14 protein-coding genes and 1 pseudogene are annotated in these 15,582 nt (G+C 73.9%); 5 read left to right on the top strand and 10 right to left on the bottom strand.

Translation table 11 applies throughout. The annotated features are described in order from the left end of the window. Positions 1 to 224: 224 nt before the first annotated feature. On the top strand, positions 225 to 1,820 hold the full coding sequence (locus tag Q8W71_RS26770; RefSeq protein ID WP_305528458.1) for a gamma-glutamyltransferase family protein: 1,596 nt from the start codon (positions 225 to 227) through the stop codon (positions 1,818 to 1,820). A gap of 45 nt (positions 1,821 to 1,865) precedes the next feature. On the opposite strand, the pseudogene Q8W71_RS26775 reads toward Q8W71_RS26770, so the two are convergent. Then, positions 1,866 to 4,004, bottom strand: a pseudogene (locus Q8W71_RS26775) (ATP-binding protein); the annotation flags it as partial. A 74-nt stretch (positions 4,005 to 4,078) separates the two neighbouring features. Next, positions 4,079 to 5,311, bottom strand: coding sequence for a cell division protein ZapE (gene zapE / locus Q8W71_RS26780; protein ID WP_305528459.1), 1,233 nt, complete (start codon positions 5,309 to 5,311; stop codon positions 4,079 to 4,081). Positions 5,312 to 5,625: 314 nt separating this feature from the next. Here zapE and Q8W71_RS26785 point away from each other — a divergent pair, with 314 nt between their 5' ends. Further along, complete coding sequence (locus Q8W71_RS26785) at positions 5,626 to 6,240, top strand: GNAT family N-acetyltransferase (protein ID WP_305528460.1); 615 nt, start codon at positions 5,626 to 5,628, stop codon at positions 6,238 to 6,240. A 72-nt stretch (positions 6,241 to 6,312) separates the two neighbouring features. Here the strand turns inward: Q8W71_RS26785 and Q8W71_RS26790 are convergent, their stop codons facing one another. After that, positions 6,313 to 7,065, bottom strand: a complete 753-nt coding sequence (locus tag Q8W71_RS26790; RefSeq protein WP_305528473.1) for a ComF family protein — start codon at positions 7,063 to 7,065, stop codon at positions 6,313 to 6,315. A 38-nt stretch (positions 7,066 to 7,103) separates the two neighbouring features. Further along, positions 7,104 to 7,334 carry a hypothetical protein gene (locus tag Q8W71_RS26795; protein ID WP_305528461.1) on the bottom strand — a complete coding sequence of 77 codons (231 nt, stop codon included), beginning with the start codon at positions 7,332 to 7,334 and terminating at the stop codon, positions 7,104 to 7,106. Between the two features lie 154 nt (positions 7,335 to 7,488). On the opposite strand from Q8W71_RS26795, the gene Q8W71_RS26800 reads away from it, so the two are divergent. Then, positions 7,489 to 8,376 carry a class I SAM-dependent methyltransferase gene (locus Q8W71_RS26800; protein ID WP_305528462.1) on the top strand — a complete coding sequence of 296 codons (888 nt, stop codon included), beginning with the start codon at positions 7,489 to 7,491 and terminating at the stop codon, positions 8,374 to 8,376. A 15-nt stretch (positions 8,377 to 8,391) separates the two neighbouring features. Beyond that, positions 8,392 to 8,751 (top strand): DUF427 domain-containing protein, encoded by a 360-nt coding sequence (locus Q8W71_RS26805; protein WP_305528463.1) that lies wholly within the window; start codon positions 8,392 to 8,394, stop codon positions 8,749 to 8,751. Positions 8,752 to 8,788: 37 nt separating this feature from the next. On the opposite strand, the gene Q8W71_RS26810 is transcribed toward Q8W71_RS26805, so the two are convergent. Continuing rightward, positions 8,789 to 10,357, bottom strand: coding sequence for a DUF6880 family protein (locus Q8W71_RS26810; RefSeq protein WP_305528464.1), 1,569 nt, complete (start codon positions 10,355 to 10,357; stop codon positions 8,789 to 8,791). A gap of 51 nt (positions 10,358 to 10,408) precedes the next feature. Continuing rightward, positions 10,409 to 10,648, bottom strand: coding sequence for a hypothetical protein (locus Q8W71_RS26815; RefSeq protein WP_305528465.1), 240 nt, complete (start codon positions 10,646 to 10,648; stop codon positions 10,409 to 10,411). Positions 10,649 to 10,774: 126 nt separating this feature from the next. Here Q8W71_RS26815 and Q8W71_RS26820 point away from each other — a divergent pair, with 126 nt between their 5' ends. Beyond that, the gene (locus Q8W71_RS26820; protein WP_305528466.1) at positions 10,775 to 11,020 is read left to right on the top strand and encodes a hypothetical protein; all 246 of its coding nucleotides are present in this window, start codon (positions 10,775 to 10,777) and stop codon (positions 11,018 to 11,020) included. 7 nt (positions 11,021 to 11,027) lie between these two features. Here the strand turns inward: Q8W71_RS26820 and fabI are convergent, their stop codons facing one another. From fabI to Q8W71_RS26840, 4 genes are all read right to left on the bottom strand, one after another. Beyond that, complete coding sequence (gene fabI, locus Q8W71_RS26825; protein ID WP_305528467.1) at positions 11,028 to 11,858, bottom strand: enoyl-ACP reductase FabI; 831 nt, start codon at positions 11,856 to 11,858, stop codon at positions 11,028 to 11,030. 370 nt (positions 11,859 to 12,228) lie between these two features. Continuing rightward, positions 12,229 to 13,455 (bottom strand): beta-ketoacyl-ACP synthase I, encoded by a 1,227-nt coding sequence (fabB, locus tag Q8W71_RS26830; RefSeq protein WP_305528468.1) that lies wholly within the window; start codon positions 13,453 to 13,455, stop codon positions 12,229 to 12,231. Positions 13,456 to 13,589: 134 nt separating this feature from the next. Next, positions 13,590 to 14,129 carry a 3-hydroxyacyl-[acyl-carrier-protein] dehydratase FabA gene (fabA, locus tag Q8W71_RS26835; protein WP_305528469.1) on the bottom strand — a complete coding sequence of 180 codons (540 nt, stop codon included), beginning with the start codon at positions 14,127 to 14,129 and terminating at the stop codon, positions 13,590 to 13,592. A gap of 210 nt (positions 14,130 to 14,339) precedes the next feature. Next, positions 14,340 to 15,482, bottom strand: coding sequence for an ISAs1 family transposase (locus Q8W71_RS26840; protein ID WP_305527267.1), 1,143 nt, complete (start codon positions 15,480 to 15,482; stop codon positions 14,340 to 14,342). Positions 15,483 to 15,582 lie beyond the last annotated feature (100 nt).

Here is a 15,582-nt window from a genome sequence, read left to right on the forward strand (position 1 = left end):
CTGCCAGCGCGAACTTCGGCCGTCAATGGCGGGCCGATGACGGATTGTCGATGGAGCATCGAGGCGGCCCTTCCGAACCATCCGTCCTCTCACTGCCGGATGAAGCCCACAGGATCCGGCTGCGGGGATTGGATCCTTCGTGACAGAGTTTGCGGAGGAAGACTTCTCCGAGGTTGAGACCGTTGCTAAGCCGCCCCGAGCACGCGGCTTGCGAGACCGTCCCCATGCCCGAGACCCCCGTCTTCACCGACAGCGCGGTGGCCGCGCCCCATCACCTCGCGGCCCAGGCCGGGCAGACGGTGCTGGCGCAGGGTGGCAACGCCATCGAGGCGATGGTCGCGATGGCCGCCTCGATCGCCGTGGTCTACCCGCACATGAACAGCGTCGGTGGCGACGGCTTCTGGCTGGTGCGCGAGCGCGGCGGGCGGGTGCGCGGCATCGAGGCCTGCGGGCCGGCCGGGCGGCTCGCCACCATCGCCCGCTACCGGGAGACGGGCTACGACGCGATCCCCGCCCGCGGCCCCGAGGCGATGGTGACGGTGGCCGGCGCGGTCGGCGGCTGGGAGCTGGCGCTGGCCCTGTCGCGGGCGCTCGGCGGGCGCCTGCCCCTCGACGCGCTGCTCGGCGTCGCGATCGCGCAGGCGCGCGACGGCGTGCCGGTCTCGGCGAGCGAGACGCGCTATCGCCCGCAGCCCGGCGACCCACTGCACGCGCAGCCGAATTTCGCCGCGACCTTCCTGAAGGACGGCGCGCCCTACGCGGCGGGCGAGATCCGCCGGTTGCCCGCGCTCGCGGCCACCCTCGAACAGCTCGCCCATGCCGGCCTCGCCGACTTCTACCGCGGCGATGTCGGCCACGAGATCGCCGCCGACTTGGAGCGCCTCGGTGCCCCCGTCACGCGGGCCGACCTCGACGCCTACCGGCCGGCCGAGCGGGCACCGCTGTCCCTGCGGCGGCGGGACGCGACGCTCTACAACTTCCCGCCCCCGACCCAGGGGCTCGCGGCGCTGCTGATCCTCGGGATGTTCGACCGGCTGAACGTGGCGCGGCCCGAGACCCCGGCGCACTATCACGGGCTGATCGAGGCGACGAAGCGCGCCTTCGCGATCCGCGACCGGGTGGTGACCGACTTTGACCGCCTGCGCCACGACCCCGCGGCCTTCCTCACCCCCGAGCGGCTGGCCGCCGAGACGGCGCGGATCGATGCCGGCCGCGCCGCCACGATCCCGATCGTCTCCCACACCGGCGACACCGTGTGGATGGGGGCGATCGACCGCGACGGGCTCGCGGTCTCCTACATCCAGTCTGTGTACTGGGAGTACGGCTCCGGCGTGGTGCTGCCGCGGACCGGGATCGCGTGGCTCAACCGCGGCGTCTCGTTCTCCCTCGATCCGGCCTCGGTCAATCCGCTGCAGCCCGGCCGCCGCCCGTTCCACACGCTGATCCCGGCGCTCGCCGCCTTCGACGACGGCCGGGTGATGGCCTACGGCTCGATGGGCGGCGACGGCCAGCCGCAGTTCCAGGCCCAGATCTTCTGCCGCTACGCCGATTACGGGATGTCGGTCGCGGACGCCGTCGACGCGCCGCGCCTGCTCTACGGCCGCACCTGGGGGGCGCCCTCGCTCAGCGTGAAGGTCGAGGACCGCTTCGATCCCGCCTGCCTCGACGCGCTGGACCGCCTCGGCCACGCGATCGAGCCCGTGGGCGTGCCCTACAGCGACACCCTCGGCCACGCCGGCATGCTGGTGCGCCGCCCCCGCGACGGGCGGATCGAGGCCGTGCACGACCCGCGCTCCGACGGCAACGCGCTCGGGCTGTGACGGGCCGCGGGGGCGTGTCACAGGGCGCGCGCCTCAGGAGATCGCCCGCGACGCCGCCGACGCGTCGCCGGTATCACCCGGCCCCTCCGCCTCGGGGCCCTGGAACCGCGCCGGCAGGGTCAGGGTGAAGGTCGTCCCCAGCGCCTCGCGGCTCTCCACGGCGACCGCGCCGCCGAGCATCTCGGCGAAGGCGCGGGTGATCGACAGGCCCAGCCCGGTGCCGCCGAAGCGCCGGGTGGTCGAGGCGTCGGCCTGGGTGAAGCGCTCGAACAGCCGACCGATCTGCTCCGGGCTCATGCCGATGCCGGTATCCGCCACCGTGAAGCGGAGCGTGTCGCCGTCGCGCCGGGCCGTCAGGGTGATGCGGCCGTCCTCGGTGAACTTGGCGGCGTTGCTGAGCAGGTTGATCAGGCACTGCCGCAGCTTGGTCACGTCGGTGTGGGCGCCGCCGAGATCGGCGGCGAGCGCCAGGCGCAGGGCGTTGCCCTTCTGCGCGACCAGCCCCTCGACGGTGGCCGCCACCTCGCGCACCACCTCGGCCACGTCGAAATCCTCGGCGAAGATCTCGACCCGGTCGGCCTCGATCTTCGAGATGTCGAGCACGTCGTTGATCAGGCCGAGCAGGTGGCGGGCGTTGGCCTCGATCTTCTTCATGTCGGCGATCAGCGCCGCCTCGCCCAGATCCTCCAGCTCCTCCTGCACCATCTCGGAATAGCCGATCACCGCCGAGAGCGGGGTGCGCAGCTCGTGGCTCATGTTGGCCAGGAACTGGCTCTTGGCGGCGTTGGCGGCCTCGGCGGCCTCGCGCGCCGCCTGGATCGCCGCTTCCGCCTCCTTGCGCTCGGTGATGTCGGTGTGGGTGCCGACCCACTCGCGCAAGGTGCCGTCGGCCCCGGTGATCGGCACGGCGCGCACCGCCATGTGGCGGTAGGCCCCGGTCCGCTCGCGCAGGCGGTGCTCGGTGACGTAGGGCTCGCGGGTGGCGAGCGCCCGCACCCAGTCGGAGCGGGTCCGGGCCCGGTCCTCCGGGTGGACCGCGTCGAGGAAGCCGAGGCCGGCATAGGCCTTGTCGTCCTGGCCGGTGAAGCGCGTCCAGGCGCTCTGCCGGGCGTGCAGGCCGCCGTCGGGCGTGGCGGTCCAGACGATCGCCGCGCTCGCCTCCACGAGGGAGCGGAACCGCTCCTCGCTGCGCCGGGTCCGGTCCTCGGCGAGGTGGCGCAGGGTCTCGTCGAGCACCACGAGGCCGACGCCCTCCACCGCCTCGGTCCCCTCACCCGGGACGTCGCCGCCGCGCAGCGGGTAGAAGCTCATCGAGAAGTGGCGCACGCCGCCGGGCGCCGACGGGGTCGGCACCGCCACCGGCACGTCCGGGGTGACGAGGCCGGAATCGAGCGCCGCGGCGAGCTTCGGGCCCAGCGTCGCGCGCAGCGTCGGCAGCATCGCCCAGATCGGCGCGCCGACATCGGCACCGAAGCCGCGCTCGCTCATCGTGGCGAGCGCCCGGTTCATGTGGCGGATCGTCAGCGACCGGTCGAGGAAGCCGAGGCCGACCGGCGCGTTGGCGAGCACCCCGTCCAGCAGCCGCGACATCCGCAGGCCCTCCTGCCGCCGCACCAGGGCGAGGCGGGCGAGCAGGACGATCGCCGCCAGCGCGCAGGCGCCCGACAGCAGCGACAGGCCGAGGCTGCGCCACGCCTCGCGCGCGCCGAGCGCCTCCAGGTGCTGCGCGGTGGCGGCCTGGACGCGGACCGCCTCGGCCCGGATCGCGTCCATCAGGGCCTTGCCCTCGCCGGTGCGCACGAGGTCGACCGCCGGCTCGAAGCCGCGCTCGCGCCGCGCGGCCACGACCCGGGCGGCGAAGGCGCGCTTCTGCGCGATCAATTCGGCCAGCGACGGGGCGCCGGCCCGGGTCGGCTCCTGCACGGCGGATCCCAGGGCCGCCAGCTCCGCGTCGATCCCGGCGAGGGACGCGGTGTAGGTCTCAAGGTAGGCCTCGCTGCCGACCAGCACGTAGCCGCGCTCGCCGGTCTCCACGTCCTTGACTTCCGACAGCAGCCGCTCGACCCCGGCCGCCGTGGCGTTGGCCCGGGCGGTGGCGGTCCGGTCCGCCTCGCCGGTGACGTAGTTGGCCGTGCCGGCGGCGAGCGAGACGGCCAGCAGCGCGAAGGCCGCGGGCGAGCCCATCGCCGCGGCCAGCGGGCGGGGCGTGCGCCAGTGCGGCCGGCGCAGCCGCAGGAACGAGGCCGGCCGCAGGCGGCTCACGTCTCGACGAGCCCGGTGCTGGCGCCCGACGCCTCGGAGGTCGGACGACCGTGCGGCAGGCCGAGGTACTCCGTCGAGCGCATCTCGATCAGCCGGGAGACCGTCCGGTCGAACTCGAACGCCTCGCGGCCGGTGGACGCCGTGTAGAGCGCGTTCGCCTCGGCCTCGGCGGACGCCACGAGCTTCACGTGCGCGTCGTAGAGGGTGTCGATCAGGGTGATGAAGCGCTTGGCCTCGTTGCGCTCGGCCTCGCCCAGCACCGGGATGCCGTCGAGGATGACGGTGTGGTAGGCGCGGGCCACCGCCATGTAGTCCGAGGCGCCGAGCGGCTGCCGGCACAGGTCGTCGAACGTGAACCGGGCGACGCCGGTCGCCGCCTCCGGCACGCTCACGTCGCGGCCGTGGACGCGCAGGGTGTCCGGCCGCCCCTTCGCCTTCCCGGTCAGCCCCTTGAAGGCCGCGTCGAGGGCCGCGCGGGCCGCCGCGTCCGCGGGCACGTGGTAGACCGCGGCGCCGCCGAGCTTCTCAAGCCGGAAATCGGTGCGGGCATCGAGCCGCAGCACATCGACCCGTTCCTTCAGGAGGTCGACGAACGGCAGGAACAGCGCGCGGTTGAGGCCGCCCTCGTATAGCTTGTCGGGCTCGACGTTCGAGGTCGCCACCACCGTCACCCCGCGCCGGAACAGGTGGCTGAACAGGCGGCCGAGGATCATCGCGTCGGCGATGTCGGTGACCGTGAATTCGTCGAAGCAGAGCAGCGTCGCCTCGTCGGCGAGCGCGTCGGCCACCGGCCCGATCGGATCGTCGCCCTTCACCTCGCCGCGCTTGAGCGCCTGCCGGTAGGCGTGGATGCGCTCGTGCGCGTCGGCGAGGAAGCCGTGGAAGTGGACGCGGCGCTTCGGCCCCGGGGCGGCCTCGTGGAACAGGTCCATCAGCATCGTCTTGCCGCGGCCGACCGAGCCCCAGATGTAGAGCCCCTTCGGTTGCTCGGGCTCGTCGCGGCGTCGGAACAGCCAGCCCAGCGCGCTGCCCTTGCTGGCGCGCCGGCGCCGTTCGAGGTCCTGGATCAGCCGGTCGAGGGCGCGGACCAGCCGGATCTGGGCCGGGTCGCGCTCGATCGCTCCCGTAGCGACCAGCGTCTCGTAGCGGTCGTGGACGGGGCCCGGCGAGACGGCGCCCGCCCGCGCCTCGGGAGACGGGCTGCGCGCCGCCCCGGATGTGTGACTCACCGCCCCGGTCCCCCGCCGATCGTTGCCGCGGCGGCGTCCGCCCGCGAGTCCCGCGCCGGCCGAACGCCGCCGCGGGCTCCCACCCTGTGCCGCGCCGGCCGCGTCCAGATCAAGTCCGGGACGGGACAGAGGGGCGCGGGCCGTCCCATCCGCCGCGCGCATGGCAGACTGCCCACCAACGGCCTCAGTCATTTTGCTGCATTGCACAACGTCGCCCGGGATGCGAGATGAAGCTCAGCCTTTCGGCAGGCAGCCTTTTCGGGAGGAACGTCCGGATCCCCGAGCGCCCACGCGCTCAGAACCGGAGACCGAACATGGCCGTTCCAGACCACGCCGGTCCGGACGACGGGCGCGCCGCGCCCACCGTCCGGCGCCTGTGGCGGGGCGACGGCGACGCCGTCCTCGCCTATTTCAGACGCCTCGACCCGGACACGCGGGCCAACCGCTTCATGGGCAGCGTCAGCGACGCGGGCGTCGCCGCCTACGCCGCGCAGGCGCTCGCCGCCGACGGGGTCGTCTACGGCGCCTTCGTCGCCGGGGTGCTGCGCGGGCTCGGCGAGCTGCGCCCGGCCGGGCCCTGCCTGTCGCGCTACGTCCTCGGCCCGCGGGCGGAGGCCGCCTTCGCGGTCGAGCGGGCCTACCGCCGCCGCGGCCTCGGCGCGGTCCTGTTCGCGCGCATCGCCCGGGCGGCGCGCAGCCGGTGCGTCACCGACCTGCACGTGCGCTGCTTCTCCCAGAACGGGCCGATGATCCGCCTCGCCGCCCGGCACGGGGCCGATCTCAGCCGCGACGGGATGGAGGCGGACGGCGCGGTCCATCTCGACCGGGCGACCCCGGTCTCGCTCTGGTACGAGACCGTCGCCGAGGCGTTCGACTTCACCCTCGCCGTGTCCCTGCCGGGGCATGGGCCGGTGCCGAGCGCGGCCTGAGGCGCGGCTCCAAGCCCTCGTTCCGACACGCTCTCTTGCGCCGAACCGGCGGCCACGCCGGCGGAGAGCGCCCTACCCCGCCGGGTCGCCGACGAGGGCGAAGGTCAGCAGGTCGACGGCTGCGGCGCCGCCGCGCAGCAGCGCCCGGGCCGCGGCGTTGCCGGTGGCCCCGGTGGTGGTCACGTCGTCCACGAGCAGCACCCGGCGGCCGGCGATCCGGTGCGCCTCGGCCGCCGGCACCCGGAAGGCGCCGCTCAGGTTCTCGGCGCGGCCCGCCCGGGTCAGCCCGACCTGGGATCGGGTGGCGCGGATCCGGGCGAGCGCCCAGGGCTCGAACGGCAGGCCCGCCCCGGCCGCGAGCGGGCGGGCGAGCAGGGCGGCCTGGTTGAAGCGGCGGCGCCACAGGCGCCAGCGGTGCAGGGGCACCGGCACGACGCACGCGGCCTCGGCGATCAGCTCCCGGCCGCTCGCCGCCATCATCCGGGCCATCGGGCCGGCGAGGTCGAGGCGGTCCTCGTATTTCAGGCGGTGGACGAGGCGGCGGGCCACGTCGTCGTAGAGCGCCACCGCCCGCGCCCGCTCGAACACCGGCGGATCGGCGATCGCCCGCGGCGACAGCAGCGCCCCGACGCCGAGATCGACGGCGAACGGCGTGCCGTAGCGGCGGCACAGGGGCTCCTCGATCAGCCGCAGGCCCGACCAGCAGGCGGGGCACAGGGCGCCGGGATCGGCGGTGGCGGCGCCGCAGCCGGCGCAGGTCGGCGAATAGATGAGCGCCAGGGCCCCGCGCGGCAGCGCGCGCAGGGCCCGGGTCGCGGTTCGCAGGAGGCGGCCCCGGCCGCGCTCCTCGTGCGGGCCCGGCGTCAGCGCGCCGAGACGGGGCGTGTGCCCTGGTCCATCTGCCGCGCCCGGGCGTTCGCCCGGTGGCGGCCGATGGCGCAGCCCGCGGCGGCCCCGAGCAGGCCGTGGTGGCCGGCGTAGTGCCCGGCGACGCCGCCGACGATCGCGCCCTTGATGCAGCCCTTCGCCTCGGCGCCGCCCGCGGCGGTGAGGGCGGCGAGCGCCACGGCAGTACCCACGATCAGCCGCTTCATCCCGAACTCTCCTGTGTCAAATGATCTCGGCCCGGTAGCCGTCCGCGACAGGAACGGCGCGAGCGCGGCCGCGTTCCGTGCCTCCCGCGCACGTGCGCGTGATCGCGTCGCCGGTGCTGGCGGTCGGCCCCCCGGCGCGCCATGTGCGGGGCGGATGAGCACGCCGCCCCCCCTGTTCGACACCGCCCTGATTCGACGCCGCCTCGCCCGGGCGCGCGCCGACGGCTATGCCGGCTTCCTGCTGGACCGCCTCGCGGAGGATCTCGACGACCGCCTCGGCGCCGTGCTGCGCCCGTTCGGGTCGATCCTCGATCTCGGCACGCCGACCGACGCGGCGGCGCGGGTGCTCGCCGGGCGCTATCCGGAGGCGCGACGCTTGCGCCTCGCGCCGCTGCCGGAGGCGGGCGGGGGCGTCGCGGTGGCCGATCCCGAGGTCCTGCCGGTCGGGCCGGGCCGCCTCGACCTGTGCGTGTCGCTGCTGGCGCTGCACGCCGTCAACGACCTGCCGGGGACGATGGTGCAGATCCGCCGGGCCCTGCGACCGGACGGGCTGTTCGTCGGCTGCCTGCTCGGCGGGGCGAGCCTCACCGAGCTGCGTCAGTGCCTCGTCCAGGCCGAGAGCGAGGTCGAGGGCGGCGTCAGCCCGCGGGTGGCGCCGTTCGCGGCCGTGCGCGAGGCCGGGGGGCTGCTCCAGCGGGCGGGCTTCGCCCTGCCGGTGGCCGACACCGATACCCTGACGGTGCGCTACGCCGACGCCTTCGGGCTGATGCGCGACCTGCGGGCGATGGGCCTGACCAACGCGCTCGCCGAGCGCCGCCGCGCCCCGACGCGGCGGGCGACGCTGCTGCGTGCGGCCGCCCTCTACGCCGAGCGGTTCGCCGATCCGGACGGCCGGGTGCGGGCGACCTTCGAGGTGCTGTGGCTGTCGGGATGGACCCCGCACGAGAGCCAGCAGAAGCCGTTGCGGCCCGGCAGCGCCACGACCCGCCTCGCCGACGCCCTGGGCACGATCGAGCTGAAGCCGGACGGCGAGACCCCGTGACGATGGAGAGACCCCATGAAGATCCCGGGCCCCGATCATCCGATCACGATCGCGCCGCAGCCCGGCCGCGTGCGGGTGATGCTCGCGGGCGTCGCGGTGGCCGAGACGGAGCGCGCCCTGCGCCTGGAGGAGGCCGGCTACCCGGCGGTGCTGTACATCCCGCGCGCCGACATCCGGCCCGAGTGCTTCGTCCCGTCGCGCCGCACCAGCCACTGCCCGTACAAGGGCGACGCGCGCTACGACGACCTCGTGGTCGGCGCGACCCGGCGGGCGGACGCGGTCTGGGCCTACGACGACCCCTACCCCGCGGTCGCGGCGATCCGCGACCACGTCGCCTTCTATCCCGACCGGGTCGACGCGATCGCGGTGAGCTGACGGGGTGGGACGGGCCCGATCGAACGGGACCCGTCGTTCAATCCCGGATCAACCCCCAGAAGGCGTGCTTGCGCCCATGCGCCTGCCGGAGCGCCGCGCGGTACGCGTCCGGCTCCGGCATCACCGCGCCCGGCTCCAGCCGCGCGGCCAGCGCGTCGAGTTCGAGCCAGTAGCGCGCCGCGTGGGCGTAGGCGCCGCTGTGGCCCGCGCGCAGGATCTCGTCGAGGAGCCGCCGGTAGAGGAGCGTGGCCGCGACCGGGTGGTCCTGGGCCAGGGCGTCGGCGGCGGGCGCGAGGACCGGATAGTGCTCGCCCCGCCACGCCCCGGCCCGCTCCCGCACGAGGCGGGCGGCGCGGGCGAGGTCGGGCCACGCGACGAGGAAGTGCAGCGCCCGGTGCGGATCGGGGAAGGCGGCGACGTGGTCGAGGGCGCGGGCGAGCGCCTCGTCGTCCTCGAAATCGGGGAGCTTGGCGAGGTGGGCCCGCAGCATCGGCGCGTCGAGCTCCGTCTCGAACCGGGCCCAGCGCAGGGCCTGCGCCTCGGAGCCTCGCCCGAGCGCGTCGAGGATCTCGATCTCCAGGCCCAGCCGCTCGCGCTCGCGGCCGCCCCGGTCGAGGCCGGCGACGAGGTCGCCGCGGGTGAGGATCCGGGCGCCGCCCTCGGCCGGCCGCCGCACCCAGTCCAGGGCCTCCGCCGCCCGTCCGGCCGCCAGGAGCCGGCGGGCGACCGCGGCGCCGTCGGGCTCGGACCCGCACGCCCGCCCGAGGGCGATGAAGGCGTCGGCGTCGCCCCGGCGGTCGGCCACCGCCTGGCGCAGCCGCAGGATCCGGGCGCGCCGCGCGTCGGTGCCCAAGCCCGACCCGGAGCGCGCTCCTCCCGTCGCCGACGTCGCCGCCTCCGCGAGCGCCGCGTCGAGCGTGGCCAGGGCCGCGTCCGCGAGACCCGGGATCAGGTCGCCCAGCAGGCCGCCGAGCGGCCCGAACGGGTCGGCCGCCACGCTCGGAACGAGGCTCGCCGCGAAGCCGCCCGCTTCCGCCGGGGGCAGCGCGGCGGCGATCTCCACCAGCGCCTCCCCGGCCCGCTCGTAGATGCCCTGAACCGCGCCCGAGGCGTCGTCGACCCGATTGAGCACGGCGTCGGCGCCGCCGAGGAAGCGCCGCAGCCGCGCGAGGGCGGCGTCCGGATCGAGCGGGCGCAGTTCCTTGAGGATCACCGTGACGGTGGCGTCGAGGTCGGCGGCGAAGGCGCGGCGCTTCTGCCAGTCGATGTAGCCGTGCGCGCTCTCCAGTGCGGCGAGACGCCGGTCGACCATCGCCGCGACGGCGTCCGGTCCCTGGAGGGCGGTGAGCGCCGCGGTGACCAGCTTGCGGAAGGCGGGGTTGCGCGCGGTCTCGCCGAGGATCAGGTCGATCAGACGGTCCGGCCCGAGCGCCGCCAGGGTCTCCGGCGACGGCGTCGTGCGCCGGGCGCCCTTCGGCCGCGCGGGCGCTCCGGGCTTGAGCGCCTTGGCCTTGGGCGCCTTGGCCTTCCGCGCTCCGGCCTTGGATTTGCGCGGTGTCACCGCTCCGGTCTCAGCGCCTGTCCCGGCCATGATCGGATCGAACATGATCGGATCGAACCCCCGTCACGGCCCGGACCGGCCGGGTCCCCAAGACAATCAGTCCTCGACCTTGGCGGTCGGCCGGTCGTCGCCGCGGGCGGTCTCGTCGTGCCAGCCACCGGCCTGGTCCTGGTAGCGGATGCCCTCCGTGGAGCCCGGCACCTGCTGCTCGGCGGCCGCGGCCTGCGCGGCCTGGAGGGCCTCCTCGCGGCTGGGGAAGGTCTCGGAAAACACGTCGCCGACCTTGTAGGCGAAGCCGCCGTCGTGCTCGACGATGCGATAGGTCACCTCGGACATCACGCCTCCTGTACGCGCCTGAACGTCCTGCGCGAACACGCGTGCGGCGGCCCGGTTCCGCCGCGGCCTCCGATCCGCCCGAAAGCGGCGGCAAGGCGGGGCGAGCCCACCGACCTACGGACGCCGATGCCTCTCCGCCCGATCCTCGGCCTCGCCCTGCTCCTCGCCGCGCAGCCCGCGCAGGCGGGAGACGGCTTCCTCGACGCGCTGTTCGGCGGGCGCTCCGGCGCGACGCCGCCGAACCCGTTCGCCTCGAACTACCCCTCGGCCCCGCCCTCCCCCGCGGACGTCCGCGCGGAGCGGGAGCGGCGCGCCGCCCGGCGGGAGCGCGGCGAGGCCGGCCCGGTGCCGCCGGGCCGCATCCCGGAGTAGCGCAGCCTCAGGCGTCGCCGACGACGCCGGCCGCGTCCTGGGCCTGGAGCACGTCCGGGCGCGGCATCGAGATGATGTTGTAGCCGGAATCGACGAAGTGGACCTCGCCGGTCACGCCGCCGGAGAGCGGCGACAGCAGGTAGAGCGCCGAGCCGCCGACATCGTCGAGGCTCACCGTGCGGCGGAGGGGAGCGTGGGCGCGCTGGTGGTTGAACATCAGCCGCGCGTCGGCGATGCCGGCCCCGGCCAGCGTCCGCATCGGGCCGGCCGACAGGGCGTTGACCCGGATCCCGTCCGGCCCGAGATCGCTGGCGAGGTAGCGGACGGACGCTTCCAGCGCCGCCTTGGCCACCCCCATCACGTTGTAGTTCGGCATGACCCGGGTGGCGCCGCCGTAGGTGAGGGTCAGCAGCGAGCCGCCCTCCGACATGCGCTTGGCGGCGCGCTGGGCGATCTCGGTGAAGGAGAAGCACGAGATCGTCAGCGTGCGCACGAAGTTGTCGCGGGTGGTGACGTCGACGTAGCGGCCCTTGAGCTGCGCCTTGTCCGAGAAGCCGATGGCGTGGACGACGAAGTCGAGCTTGCCGTCGAAGCGGTCGTCGAGGGCGGCGAAGGCGGCGTCGACCGAGGCGATGTCCTCCACGTCGCAGGGCAGCACCACGTCGGAATCGAGCTTGGCGGCGAGCGGGGCCACGCGCCGGCCGAGCGCCTCGCCCTGGTAGGTGAAGGCGAGGCGGGCGCCGTGGGCGTGCAGCGTGCGGGCGATGCCCCAGGCGATCGAGTGGTCGTTGGCCACGCCCAAGATCAGGCCGCGCCGGCCCGCCATCAGTCCCGTCATGCCGAACCATCATCCCGAACGCGGGCCGGGGCCTCGGGCGCGAGGGCGGCCTCGTCCCGGTGCCTTAGCCCGGGGCTCGCCGGCCTGTCCAATCCGGCCCGCGCACGGGCCGCCACGCAGCGGGCGGACACAAAAAAGCCCCGCCGGGGGCGGGGCTGGTCAGGCGGGTCGCAGGGTCTCGACTTGAAGTCTCAGAAGTGGCCGCCGGTCTCCGACTGCGCATCCTCGATCAGGGCTTGCCGGGCGTAGACCGCCGCACATCCGGCGATCATGAAGCCACCCAGCGTTCCGAGAATGAAGACGCCCATCGCGATCCACCGTCCGTCAACATCGGCTTAACGCGGCGGTGGATCGTCGGTTCCGCGCCGCCTCACGCGTCCGGATGCTTGAGCACGAGGGTGGCGTTGGTGCCCCCGAAGCCGAACGAGTTGGACAGGACGTGGCCGACGCTGACCCCGTCCCGGCGCTCGCGCAGGATCGGCATGTCGGCGAAGGCCGGATCCATCTCGTCGATATGCGCGCTCTCGCAGAGGAAGCCGTTGTTCATCATCAGCAGGCTGTAGATCGCCTCCTGCACGCCGGTGGCGCCCAGCGAGTGCCCGGTGAGGGATTTCGTCGCCGAGATCGGCGGGCAGGCCTCGCCGCGGCCGAACACCTCGCGGATCGCCTCGATCTCCTTCTCGTCGCCCACCGGCGTCGAGGTGGCGTGCGGGTTGATGTAGTCGATCCGCGCGCCCTTGAGGCCTTCGAGCGCCTGCCGCATGCAGCGCACCGCGCCCTCGCCGGACGGGGCGACCATGTCGTGGCCGTCGGAGGTGGCGCCGTAGCCGGCGATCTCGCCGTAGATCCGCGCGCCTCGGGCCTTGGCGTGCTCCAGTTCCTCCAGCACCAGCACCCCGGCGCCGCCGGCGATGACGAAGCCGTCGCGGTCGGTCGCGTAGGCCCGCGAGGCCCGCTCCGGCGCGTCGTTGAACTTCGAGGACATCGCGCCCATCGCGTCGAACAGCACCGACAGGGTCCAGTCGAGGTCTTCGCAGCCGCCGGCGAAGATCACGTCCTGGCGGCCGGCCTGGATGATCTCGGCGGCGTTGCCGATGCAGTGGTTCGAGGTCGCGCAGGCCGAGGAGATCGAGTAGTTCACCCCGCGGATCTTGAACCACGTGGCGAGCGTCGCCGAGGCGGTGGAGGACATCGCCTTGGGCACCGCGAACGGACCGATCCGCTTCGGGCCCTTCTCCCGCGCCGTGGCCGCGGCCTCGACGATCACGCGCGTGGACGGACCGCCGGAGCCCATGATGATCCCGGTGCGCGGGTTCGAGATGTCGCCGGCTTCGAGGCCCGCGTCCTGGATCGCCTGATCCATCGCGACATGGTTCCAGGCAGTGCCGCCGCCGTGGAAGCGCATGGCGCGCCGGTCGACGACCCCCTCGGGGTCGAGGTCCGGGGCTCCGGACACTTGGCTGCGGAAGCCGTGCTCGGCGTAGGACGCGTCTCGGGCGATGCCGGAGCGCGCCTCGCGCAGCGACGCCAGGACCTCCTGCGTGGTGTTGCCGATGGACGAGACGATGCCCATCCCGGTGATGACGACGCGGCGCATAATGAGACGACCAAACCTCCGTCGCGGCGTCGGGAGCCCGCACCGCGTTCGGGTCAGCTAGGGGCAAGCCGGTCCAATCTCAACCGCCGAGAACGCCGGGCGTTGCCGACGCGGCGCGGTTTTCGCGCGGGCGCTCAGCTCTGGAACAGGGCCACGCGCAGGTCGCTCGCCTCGTAGATCCGCTTGCCGTCCGCCTCCAGCCAGCCGTCGGCGATGCCGAGCACCAGCCGGCCCTGGCGCACCCGCTTGAGGTCGACGCCGTAGACCACCTGGCGGACGGTCGGCAGCACCTGATCGGCGAACTTCACCTCGCCGACCCCGAGGGCCCGTCCGCGCCCCGGCGAGCCCAGCCAGCCGAGATGGAAGCCGACGAGCTGCCACAGCGCGTCGAGGCCCAGGCAGCCGGGCATCACCGGGTCGCCCTGGAAATGGCAGGGGAAGAACCAGAGGTCCGGGCGGATGTCGAACTCGGCGCGCACGTGGCCCTTGCCGTGGGCCCCCCCGTCCGCGCCGATCGACGTGATGCGGTCGAACATCAGCATCGGCGGCAGCGGCAACTGCGCGTTGCCGGGCCCGAACAGCTCGCCGCGCCCGCAGGACAGCAATTCCTCGTAGGAATAGCTCGATGAGCGGTTCGGGGCCTGCGGTGCGGGCGTGTCGGCGTCTGGCGGCATGAAGGCGGCTGAATCCTCGATTGCGCACGGCGCCGAACGTCGCGGACGCCGCGGGGCTGCTAAAGGCTTCTCGGCCCGCCGGTTAGCACGGGCGGCCATACCGTCAAAGCCGGTTCGAACCGGGGCCGCACCGGTCGTCCGAACGGGCGAGCCCCGACTTCGGCGACCCGATCACTGGCGCGGACCGATCGGCGAGCCAAGGGAATCGCTTCAGGTTAACGGCGGGGTCTTCGGGTTCTGTCGGATGAGGGTTTCGAGGTAGTCCGGGTCGAGGTTGGCGAGCTTTCTTCGGACCTTGAGGCTGTGGCGGTCGTGGGGGGCGCGCACGAGGTTCATGGCCATGTGGCGGACCACGGCCATGTTCTGCGGACCCGATCCAGTGCGCAGGCGGACGAGGTCGTCGTGGAAGACGACGTCGAGCACCCAGTGCAGGCGGTTCTCGATGTGCCAGTGGGCGCGCACGGCGGCGGCGAAGGTCTTGGCATCGAGCTTGACCGAGGCGAGGTAGTAGCGGCGTTCGCACTCGATCCTGCCGGCGCGTTCGACCTGTGTCTCGACCATGCCGATCATCGCCAGATGGGGCATGTGCGGCTCGTGCGGGTAGCGGCGATCCGAGCCGATCCAACTCACGTCGTGGCAGACGCTGTGGCGGCGGTGTTCGAGGCGACCGTGGTCGTTGTCGACGGTCTGGTGGGTGTCGGCGATCAGGTCGCCCGGAGCGGCGAAGAAGCGCACGACGTCGTCGTGGGTGGCGGGGCGGTTGCCTTTGAGGGCGAGCAGGTAGTCGCCGCCCCGGGCCACGATGGTCTCGGCGATGGCGGTCTGGGTGCCCATCGCGTCGATCGTGACCAGCGCGCCCCGGAGTTCGAGCCGCTCCAGCAGGCGCGGGATGGCGGTGATCTCGTTGCTCTTGTCGGCGACCGCCTCCTGGCCGAGCACGAGGCGCTGGCGGGAGGCCCAGGCCGAGACGGTGTGCAGGGCGGCCCGGCCCTTGGTCTTGGCGTGGCAGCGCCGGGAGGTCTTGCCGTCGATGGCGATGAGATCCGGCTCGACCGCGCGCAGGCGCTCGACCCAGGCCGTGAAGCAGGTCTTGAAGAGGTCGGCGTCGAGCGCGTTGACGACGTCGTTGAGGGTGTCGTGGGCGGGCAGGCCGCGGTCGTACGGGAGGAAGCGGCGCAGGAAGTCCAGGCGCCGCTCGCCCCACAGCCGGATCTCGACGAAGTCGTCCATGCCGCACAGCGTGGCGCACAGCACCAGCAGCAGGATCTCGGGCAGCGGGTAGATCACCCGCCAGCGCTGGCGCGGGTCGGTCAGGGTCGAGAAGTGGTCGAGGATCGACAGCGAGGACGGCATCGGCGGCTCCGCAGACGCAAAGCCCGCCGTGAATCACAAACCTCAGCCCCCCGCAGCACCGCTCCCAAGCCAAAGCCAAAAAGCTGAAGCGATCGCCCTG

The organism is Methylobacterium amylolyticum (assembly GCF_030700245.1).
Taxonomy (GTDB): Bacteria; Pseudomonadota; Alphaproteobacteria; order Rhizobiales; family Beijerinckiaceae; genus Methylobacterium.